A 592-nucleotide genomic window follows, 5' to 3' on the forward strand; every position below is an offset into this window, starting at 1 on the left:
TTCTCGCGCGCCCCGGGCGAGGTCGAGATCGTCTCCGCCAAGACAGCGGGCGACATCACCTCGCCCAAGGACTTCAAGGGCAAGAAGCTCGGCATCACCGGCCTCGGTTCTTCGACCGATTTCCTCACCAAGTACCTCGCCGTCAAGAACGGCGTGAACGTCAGCGACTTCACGCCCGTCGCCGTAGGTGCCGGCCCGACGTTCATCTCGGCGCTCCAGAAGGGCTCGATCGACGGCGGTATGACGACCGATCCGACGGTGGCGCAGATCCTGGACAAGAAGGCGGGCCAGATTCTTCTCGACATGCGGACGCCGCAGGGGTCCCAGGAGGCGCTCGGTGGCCCGTATCCGTCGTCAAGTCTGTACATGCAGACGGACTGGGTGAACAGCCACAAGGCCACTGTCCAGAAGCTGGTCAACGCATTCGTCAAGACACTCGCGTGGATGTCCACCCACAGCGCGTCCCAGATCGCCGACAAGATGCCGGCCGACTACTCGCAGGGCGACAAGGCCCTCTACGCACAGGCGATCAAGAGCACGTTGCCGATGTTCACGAAGAACGGCGTGATGCCCGCGGACGGCCCTGAGACGG

At 63.9% G+C, this 592-nt stretch carries 1 protein-coding gene; it reads left to right on the forward strand.

The features are described from left to right. On the forward strand, positions 1 to 592 hold a 592-nt coding region (locus CCL05_RS43105; protein WP_143590068.1), incomplete at both ends, for an ABC transporter substrate-binding protein.

The sequence above is a fragment of the Streptomyces africanus genome (genome assembly GCF_002150735.1).
Taxonomy (GTDB): Bacteria; Actinomycetota; Actinomycetes; order Streptomycetales; family Streptomycetaceae; genus Streptomyces; species Streptomyces africanus.